The organism is uncultured Campylobacter sp., from assembly GCF_938040115.1.
Classification (GTDB): Bacteria; Campylobacterota; Campylobacteria; order Campylobacterales; family Campylobacteraceae; genus Campylobacter_A.
This window is the reverse complement of the sequence record NZ_CALHXD010000255.1, coordinates 1-9,009: the sequence shown is the minus strand read 5'-3', so window position 1 is coordinate 9,009 and position 9,009 is coordinate 1. Positions and strand designations below refer to the sequence as shown.

Sequence of the window (9,009 nt, the reverse complement as noted above, 5' to 3'; positions counted from 1 at the left end):
CTACACGGAAATCGCCAAAAAACAAATGAGCAAGCTGCGAAATCAATACAGCATCAAAAATCCAAACGTCGAGCCGCGCGTGTTTACCTTTATCGAGCCTTACGGCGTGAAAATTTCGGTCTGGTACATGGCAAACACCTTTGCCACGCTATCTTTGCGAAGCACGATAAGTGCGGAGATAATGGAAGCCATCGCTAGCCACGACGACATCGTGATCGCCTATCCGACGCAGACTTTGTACATGGATAGACGCGTAAAAGCCGGCGAGTCAAAGCCGATCGGCGAAGGCGGCGAGGAGAAGCATGAAGCCTAACTCAAATTTGACCCCGCAAGAGCCGCGCCGAGAGAAGGTGTTTTTTAAAACATTCGGCTGCCGCACGAACATCTACGACACCGAGCTGATGAAAAGCTACGTCAAAGACTACGATATCGTTAGCGACGAAAACGAAGCCGACATCGTAGTGGTAAACTCCTGCACGGTCACAAACTCCGCCGATAGCGGTGCGCGTAGCTACATAAACGGCATAAAAAAACGCGGCGCTAGAGTCATACTAACAGGCTGCGGCGCGGTGAGCAAGGGCAAAGAGCTGTTTAACAAAAACTCGGTTTTTGGCGTGATAGGCGCGAGTAAAAAAGAGGATATAAACGCGCTGCTAAAGTCGCAAGATCCGTTTTTCGAGCTGGGAAATTTAAAAAGTATCGACAAAAATATCGTAACGAACTACGAAAATCACACCAAAGCCTTTATCAAAATCCAAGAGGGCTGCGACTTTGCGTGCAGCTACTGCATCATCCCCGCCGTTCGCGGCAAGGCGCGCAGTATGGGTGAGGAAGCGATTTTACGCGAGGCTAAAATTTTAGCCTACAACGGTTACAACGAGCTAGTGCTAACAGGCACAAACATCGGCAGCTACGGCAAAGATACTGGCTCAAGCCTAGGCCGCTTGCTAAGTAGGCTCGGTAAAATAGGCGGCATAAAGCGCATAAGGCTTGGTAGCATAGAGCCAAGCCAGATAGATGAGAGTTTTCGCGAGATCTTGCGCGAGAGCTGGCTAGAGCGGCACCTGCACATCGCGCTTCAGCACACGAGCGAGGCGATGCTACGCATCATGCGGCGGCGAAATCAAGCCTTTAGGGATTTGGAGCTGTTTTTGGAGCTTAGCCAGATGGGTTTTGCGCTAGGAACCGACTATATCGTGGGGCATCCGGGCGAGAGCGAGGAAATTTGGAGCGAGGCTCTAGCAAATTTTAAAAAATTTCCGCTCACGCATCTGCACTGCTTTGCGTATTCACCGCGAAGCGGTACGCACTCGGCGGATATGAAAATGGACGTTAGCGGCGACGTGGCGAAGGCTAGGCTTAAGGTTTTAAAGCAAATCGTATCGGAGAATAATTTTAAATTTAGGCAAGAGTACGCTAAAAAGGGCGGAAGCCTAAACGTGCTCGTCGAGCAACTAAACGGCGAATTTTACGAGGGCTTCGATCAGTTTTATAATAAAGTAAAAATCAAAACGGATAAGCAAATTTTAAAAGAGTGGGCGGTCATAGATAAATTTGAAGTAAAAAGCGAGGGCGACTATGCACAAATTTAAGCTAAATAAACAAAAGATTATCGTGATTTTGACGGCTATTTTGGCGGTTTTGCTAGCCGTTGCGGTAGGTAGAAGCCAGCCTAAAAACATAATGTACGAAAGCTACGAAAAGCTGCTAGAGGGCGACATGATTGCAAGTGCAACCGTAAACGGCGGCGAGCTGGAGCTCACGACCAAGGGCGGTAACAAATATATCATCGTAAAAGACGGCGTGGATATGCGCGCTCTAGTGCAAAAGGTACCCGTCGATCTAAAAAAAGAGACGCCCGTACTGGATGAAATTTTAGCCGTGCTGGCGCTACTTGTTATCTGCTTTGCGGGGCTTGCAATTTATGCGAGGTTTAAAAAACAAAAACTCGCCGCTCAAAACGAAAATCAAAAAGCAAATGTCTATGAGTACGACAATATCGCCGCTAGCTCGGTGGCTCCGGCCATCTCAAACGTCAAATTTGACGACGTGGCAGGCATAAAAGACGTCAAATTTGAGCTAAGCGAGATCGTGGATTTTCTAAAAAATCCGACGAAATATAAAAAATTTGGCATCAAAATGCCAAAAGGCGTGCTGATGGTCGGGCCTCCGGGCGTGGGCAAGACGCTGGTAGCAAAGGCTGTCGCGGGCGAGGCGGGAGTGCCGTTTTTTTACCAAAGCGGCGCTAGTTTTGTACAAATTTACGTCGGTATGGGCGCAAAACGCGTGCATGAGCTGTTTTTAAAGGCTAAAGCCTATGCACCATCTATCATCTTTATCGACGAGATCGACGCTGTGGGCAAGGTGCGCGGCGGTAACCGAAACGACGAGCGCGAGGCTACGCTAAATCAGCTGCTGACTGAAATGGACGGCTTTGAGGATAACTCCGGCGTCATCGTGATCGCCGCGACCAACCGCATCGAGATGATAGACGAGGCGTTGCTACGCTCGGGGCGATTTGATAGACGCATTTTCCTTTCTATGCCCGATTTTACCGATAGGGTCGAGATTTTAAAATCCTATCTAAAAGACAAAAACACTAGCGTAGAGGCGCAGGACGTAGCGCGTATCAGCGTCGGTTTTAGCGGGGCGGCGCTTTCTACGCTGGTAAATGAAGCTGCGATAAACGCGCTAAGACGCGGCGGCGAGATAATCGAATTTAGCGATTTTGAAAGCGTTTTAAACAAAGTCTTGCTCGGTAAAAGAAGGATTTTAAGCTACAACGACGAGGAAAAGCGCATTCAGGCGCTATATCAGGGCGCAAAGGCTTTGGCTGCGTATTGGTTTGGGATAGAATTTGAAAAAATTTCGCTCGTCGAGGAGCAGTTTATGCGCCCCGAGCGAGAGATAGAGTCGCGCTCGCAGATGTTTGCGCGTATCAAGGTCTGTTTGGCGGGCATGAGCGCGCTAAAGATGGTCAAAGACGATACCTTTTCAAACTCTAACGCCGACATCCAAAAGGCCCGTGAGATCGCGCAAAACATGGTTTTTGAGTACGGCATGGGGCATACATTTACGCCAAGTGCGGCTGAGGCCGAGGAGCTACTGCAAGAGGCATACGCCGAGGTCGGAACGTTTTTGGCGGGCATGAAAACGCAGCTAGAGCGCATCAGCGAGCATATCGAGATTTTTGAGAGTATCGACAAAGACGCGCTGGGCAGGATAATCAAAGAGTTTTACAACTAAATTTAAGGAGAAAATATGAAGGCAAAAATAGGTATTTTGACGCTAAGCGACCGCGCTAGCGAGGGTAAATACGACGATTTGTCGGGTGCGGCTATAAAAGAGGTCTTAGATGGCTGGATAACGAGCGAGCGCGAGTATTTTTACGAGGTGATCCCTGATGAGATCGAACTTATAAAAGAGCGCCTAAAACACATGATAGATGTTCTGGGCTGCGATTTAGTGCTAACTACGGGCGGTACGGGACCCGCTCCTCGCGACGTGACGCCGGAAGCTACCGAGGCCGTATGCGAAAAGATGATGCCCGGCTTTGGCGAGCTAATGAGAACGGCTAGCCTAAAATACGTCCCCACAGCGATCTTATCTCGCCAAACCGCAGGCATCAGAGGGCACGCGCTCATCGTAAATTTACCCGGCCAACCAAAGGCAATCAGGGAGTGCCTAGAGCCGGTATTTCCGGCGATTCCTTACTGTATCGACCTGATCGGCGGCGCGTTCATCGAGACCGATGAGAGCGTGATGAAGGTATTTCGTCCGAAACAAAAGAAAATTTCGTAATCTACGTGCTAAACTTTTTTGAAAATATAAATTTAAAGGCTACGAGGCTGCTTGAGGGCTATTATTCGCTCTTTTGCGGCCTTTTTACGCTTTGCATCGGCGTTTACGTGCTCGGGCTAGTTTTTGGTGCAGAGTGGCTTTTGCTTGCCGCTAGCGCTTGTATCTATGCGTGTTTTGTCCTGCTTGCGTTTCGTTCGCTTTTTTGGTTCGTTTTGAGCCTGATTTTCTCGCCCGTTTTTGTTATCGTAGTACGCGAGCGTTATGACGAAAATTTGCTTTTAGATGCCGTTTTCGCGCTAGTTTGGATATTTTGCTGGTTATTTTTGTCGCTAGCCGTGAGTGAAAATATCTCAAAACTGGGCAACGAAATCGTATCTAAAATTTTACGTATCGCCGCGCTTTTTGCCGTGATCGGCGTTTATTACGTTAGTATCGAAAACAGCCTAAATTTACAAGCTATTTTACAAGATACCGTTACGCTTCGCATCGTACTTATCGCCATAAATATCTATATGTTTCCATCTCTTATCGCGCTTTTGGCGCTTGATTTGCGCGGGTATTATTTGAAAAGCAAAGACGTAAAAAGGGCTAAATTTTCATTTTTTAATTTCACTAAAGAAGCTTTAAAAGTAATCAAATTTATTGCCTTAAGGCGTAAAATTTAAACGCATAAATCAAATTTGCGTTTTACATGATCTCTAAATTTAAGCCGAAATTTGGCTGCAATAGAGATAAAATTCCAGATTTTTCTGCATTTTTAGGGTTTTGGTTAAATGAAAGGTCGTAAGACACGAAGTTCTTAGCCGCGATATGCCCGTAAAATTTGCCGTAGTTTTTATGGTGCGCTATAAATTTGATAAAGCAAGCAAGGCCAAATTTTGATTTCGGTCTTGCTTGTTAGCTTACTCAGCGTCTTATTCTAGCTCTTTTGCACCGACTTTTGATTTTTTACTTAGGCGTTTTACGTAAAAAATATAAAGCGCAGTGAGTAGGCCGACGGCGGCGAGTAGGGCGACAACGATGTGGCTAAACGCACTCTTGTCGTAGTTTTTGCCTAGATACCAGCCCACTGCTAGCAGTATGGCGACCCAGATGCCCGCACCCAAAGCCGTATAGAGGCAAAATTTAAAGATATTCATACGCGCAAGGCCCGCCGGCAGGCTGATGTACTGGCGGATGCCAGGGATCAGGCGGCAGTTAAAGGTCGAAATCTCGCCGTGCCTTTTGAAAAAGGCCTCAAATTTGCGCATTTTTACCTTTGTGATGCCGACGTATTTGCCGTATTTTAGCACGAGTTCGCGCCCGAAAAAGTAGCATAGATAGTAGTTAAACACGGCTCCTGCAAGGCTGCCAGCCGTACCCGCACACCACGCTGGAACTAGGCTCATCTGTCCCTGATGCGCTAGATATCCCGCCGGGATCATCGCCACTTCGCTTGGAAATGGGAAAAACGAACTCTCTAAAAACATCATCAAAAATATGCCCGCATATCCCCACTCGCCGACGGTTTGGACGATAAAATTTATAAAATCGCCTAGCATTTTTCTCCTTAAATTTAAAATTATGATTTTAGCAAACTACGGTAAATTTTAGCTTTATACGGGCGTCATTTGGGGCTAGGGTCGTCTGCGGCGGTTAAATCTGACGGCACTACGGGCGAGTTTTAAATTTGATTGCAAGATAAATTTGCGAGATAAAGATTTGGGTTTTACCCACACCTTTATAAAGTTTTGTGGGGCATTGCCGAGTTTAAAAAAAGGCGTGTCGCGGTCAAATTTGTGCCTTAAATTTAACCGCGTCAGTTTGAGAGTCAAATTTGACGTTTGAAGTCAAAATTTGACTCAAATTTTATCGGCCGACTTTAAAATCGGCCAAAAAAGCTTCCGTCCCTGCGTCAAAGCGCAAGCGGCGCGTAATCAAAATACCGGCAGTATCGCTCCGTTGTATCTTTTTAGAATAAACTCTTTCGTCTCGGGGCTGGTTGCGGCTTTAACGAGAGCTTTGATTTTTGGGCTATTTTCGTTGCCGGCTTTGACTGCGATGATGTTGGCGTACGGGCTTTCGGTGCCTTCGATGGCTAGCGAGTCTTTTTTAGGATTCATACCGATATCAAGGACGAAATTCGTGCTTATAGCGGCAAGATCGACTTCATCTAGCGTGCGAGGTATCTGCGCGCCCTCAAGCTCGACGAAATTTAGATGTTTTGGATTTTTCACGATGTCTTTTGGCGTGGCGAGTTCGGCGCTCTTATCTAGCTCTATGAGGCCCGCTTTTTGCAGGATATTTAGCGCTCTGTTGCCGTTAGTCGGATCGTAGGCGATCGCGACTTTAGCGCCGTCTTTTAGCTCGCTTAGGCTCTTTATCTTTTTAGAGTAAAAGCCCAGCGGCTCGAGATGTATCGCCGCGGCGGTTATCAGAGTCGTGCCCTTGGTTTCATTGTGATTTTTTAGATACGGCCAGTGTTGAAAGAAATTTGCGTCTAAATCGCCGTCTTGCGTCGCTAAATTCGGGATCGAGTAGTCGTTTATCTCCTTGATGACTAGATCGTAGCCCTCTTTTGCTAGAGCGGGTTTGATAAACTCCATGATCTCTGCGTGAGGCACGGGCGAGACGGCTACTACGATAGTGTGATCTTTATCTGCTGCATAGAGGTTAAAGGCTAGCGCCAAACTTGCTAAAATTTTAAAAACTTTCATTATATTTTCCTTTTTTGTTTTGAAAAACGGCGCTAAAAAGGTAAAAGCTTTTACGCCGTTTTATTTTTTGGAGATTTTTCTCGACTATTTTTCTTTTTTGCCAAATTTGAGTCATAAAATTTAGGCAAAAAACGCCTGTTGCGATTTTAAAAACTAAATTTTACGATGGCAAATCGGTTAAATTTGACGCGATCAGAAGCTCGGTATCACCGCGCCTTGGTAGCGCTTTACGATAAAGTCTTTAACCTCGGGAGTTAGTATGGCTTTATCTAGAGCCTTGATTTTCGGGTTGTTTTCGTTGCCGGCCTTGGTCGCTACGTAGTTGGTGTACGGGCTATCCTTATCCTCGAGGATTAGCGCGTCTTTTGTCGGTTTGAGGCCAACGTCTAGGGCGTAGTTTACGTTGATAAAGGCTAACGCGACGTCATCTAAAGAGCGGGGCGTCTGCGCGGACTCCATCTCTTTAAATTTGAGATTTTTCGGATTTTCTATGATATCAAGCGGGGATTTGTATTCGCCCTCTTTAGCCTTTACGATGCCGGCTTTTTCGAGCAAATTTATCGAGCGCGTCGAGTCTGCGGCGTTGTTTGAGATAGCGATGATATCGCCGTCTTTTAGCTCGTCTAGGCTTTTTATCTTTTTAGAATACGCACCCATAGGCTCGACGTGAACGCCCACGGTCGGTACGATGTGGGTGCCGTTGTCTTTATTAAACGACTTCATATACGGTAGGCCCTGGAAGTAGTTGGCGTCAAGTTCACCGTTTTCGACGGCGAGGTTTGGGATCACGTAGTCGTTAAAGATTTTAACCTCGAGCTTGTAGCCTTCTTTTTCCAGGATCGGCTTTACGACCTCTTCTAAAATCTCTGCGTGAGGCACGGGAGATGCGCCTACGGTGATGGTTTTGTCGCTAGCATACAGGCCGCCAGCTAGAAGCGCACCAAGAAGTATTTTTGAAAATTGCATTATCATTCCTTTTTTTGATAAAAAAACGGCGCTAAAAAGGTAAAAGCTTTTACGCCGTTTTATTTTAAGAGCGGTCTCTAAACTAAATTTGGATTCGTCGTTTCGTTAAATTTGCCCGCGCCGTCAAATTTGAGCGGGCGGGGCTAAATTTGATTAAAACGTCGGGATTATCGCGCCTTTATATTTTTCCTCGATAAATTTCTTTACCTCCGGGCTCGTGACGGCTTTGTCTAGAGCTTTGATTTTCGGGCTATTTTCGTTGCCGACTTTGACCACGACGTAGTTGGTGTACGGGCTATCTTTGCTCTCAAGCACGAGCGCGTCTTTAGTCGGGTTTAGGTTGGCGTTTAGAGCGTAGTTCGTGTTGATAACGGCGATGGCGACGTCATCTAGCGTACGAGGAACTTGAGCGGCCTCGATCTCTTCAAATTTTAGCTTTTTTGGGTTTTCCGTGATGTTAAGCGGAGTTTTTAGTGGGTTGTCGTTTAGTTTGATCAGACCTGCGCTAGCCAGCACGTCAAGCGCGCGGCTCTCGTTTGTCGGGTCGTTTGGTATCGCTACGGTGCTGCCGTCTTTTAGCTCTTTGATATCTTTTATCTTTTTAGAGTAAACCCCCATAGGCTCGAGGTGGACGCCCACGGTTTTAACTAGATGAGTGCCTTTGTTTTTGTTAAATTCCTCAAGATACGGCAGGTGCTGGAAGTAGTTAGCGTCTAGATCGCCGTCCTCGGTGGCCAAATTTGGAGTAGAGTAGTCGTTAAATTCTTTGATCTCAAGAGTAAAGCCGTCTTTTGCAAGGATTGGTTTTACGACTTCTAAAATTTCAGCGTGCGGAACCGGAGTAGCGCCTACGACGATTTTCTCGGCTGCATTTGCTGCGACTGTTAGGCTTAGAGCGACTAGAGAGTATTTGAGTAGATTTTTCATTTTATATCCTTTTTAAAATTTGGCTAGCATTTAAAAAAGGATATGAGCGGAGGCTTAAATTTCTTTTTAAATGCTTAGCAAGACTAAGCGCTTAAAAAGAAATTTTGCGCTTAGCGTTAGTCTTTCGACGACTTAAGTTCAGTGAAGCGACGCATTTCGCACATATCTGATTTCATTTTCTATCCTTTCTTTGTAAAATTAATTTCGGGATTTTATGCAAAAAAAGTTTAAAAGAAAATAAAATCAGACGTAAAAAATCATTTCTTTGTGATCTTATAAATAAAATTTCCTAATGATTGGAAAATTTGAACCATTATGATTAAAATCACGACGGTATAAAGCATGATATCGGGGCGAAATCTCTGATAGCCGTAGTTTATCGCCACGGATCCTAACCCGCCGCCGCCGACTGCGCCAGCCATCGCCGAAAAGCCGATGATAACGATAAGCGTGAGCGTGATGGATGCTACGATACCCGGCAATGCCTCAATGAACATCACCTTAAAAATGATCTGAAAATTTGAGCTACCAAAGCTTCTAGCAGCCTCGATGATGCCTTTATCGACCTCTTTTAGCGCGCTCTCTATGAGCCTAGCGATAAACGGCGCCGCACCGATAG

General features: G+C 46.0%; 9 protein-coding genes and 1 pseudogene. 5 read left to right on the top strand and 5 right to left on the bottom strand.

Annotation, left to right across the window (positions count from 1 at the left end; translation table 11 throughout):
* The 5 genes and pseudogenes from Q0314_RS08585 to Q0314_RS08565 all read left to right on the top strand — a co-directional run.
* A pseudogene (locus tag Q0314_RS08585) lies at positions 1 to 313 on the top strand (mechanosensitive ion channel family protein); the annotation flags it as partial.
* Positions 303 to 1,592, top strand: a complete 1,290-nt coding sequence (gene mtaB / locus Q0314_RS08580; protein WP_298058265.1) for a tRNA (N(6)-L-threonylcarbamoyladenosine(37)-C(2))-methylthiotransferase MtaB — start codon at positions 303 to 305, stop codon at positions 1,590 to 1,592. The pseudogene Q0314_RS08585 and the gene mtaB, both read left to right, overlap by 11 nt.
* Entirely contained in the window at positions 1,579 to 3,246 is a 1,668-nt protein-coding gene (locus Q0314_RS08575) for an ATP-dependent metallopeptidase FtsH/Yme1/Tma family protein (protein WP_298058264.1), read from the top strand. Before mtaB ends, Q0314_RS08575 begins: the two co-directional genes overlap by 14 nt.
* Before the next feature lie 15 nt (positions 3,247 to 3,261).
* A complete protein-coding gene (gene mog, locus Q0314_RS08570; protein ID WP_298058263.1) occupies positions 3,262 to 3,801 on the top strand; it encodes a molybdopterin adenylyltransferase in 540 nt (179 codons plus the stop codon).
* Positions 3,802 to 3,806: 5 nt separating this feature from the next.
* Positions 3,807 to 4,466 carry a nitrogen fixation protein NifR gene (locus tag Q0314_RS08565; RefSeq protein WP_298058262.1) on the top strand — a complete coding sequence of 220 codons (660 nt, stop codon included), beginning with the start codon at positions 3,807 to 3,809 and terminating at the stop codon, positions 4,464 to 4,466.
* Between the two features lie 249 nt (positions 4,467 to 4,715).
* Here the strand turns inward: Q0314_RS08565 and Q0314_RS08560 are convergent, their stop codons facing one another.
* From Q0314_RS08560 to Q0314_RS08540, 5 genes are all read right to left on the bottom strand, one after another.
* Positions 4,716 to 5,342, bottom strand: a complete 627-nt coding sequence (locus Q0314_RS08560; protein ID WP_298058260.1) for a DedA family protein — start codon at positions 5,340 to 5,342, stop codon at positions 4,716 to 4,718.
* 375 nt (positions 5,343 to 5,717) lie between these two features.
* Entirely contained in the window at positions 5,718 to 6,497 is a 780-nt protein-coding gene (locus tag Q0314_RS08555; protein ID WP_298058258.1) for a MetQ/NlpA family ABC transporter substrate-binding protein, read from the bottom strand.
* A gap of 192 nt (positions 6,498 to 6,689) precedes the next feature.
* Positions 6,690 to 7,463: a MetQ/NlpA family ABC transporter substrate-binding protein gene (locus tag Q0314_RS08550; RefSeq protein WP_298058257.1), complete on the bottom strand. Its 774-nt coding sequence runs from the start codon at positions 7,461 to 7,463 to the stop codon at positions 6,690 to 6,692.
* Between the two features lie 153 nt (positions 7,464 to 7,616).
* The gene (locus tag Q0314_RS08545) at positions 7,617 to 8,390 is read right to left on the bottom strand and encodes a MetQ/NlpA family ABC transporter substrate-binding protein (protein ID WP_298058255.1); all 774 of its coding nucleotides are present in this window, start codon (positions 8,388 to 8,390) and stop codon (positions 7,617 to 7,619) included.
* A gap of 257 nt (positions 8,391 to 8,647) precedes the next feature.
* On the bottom strand, positions 8,648 to 9,009 hold a 362-nt coding region (locus tag Q0314_RS08540; protein ID WP_298058254.1), incomplete at its 5' end, for an ABC transporter permease subunit.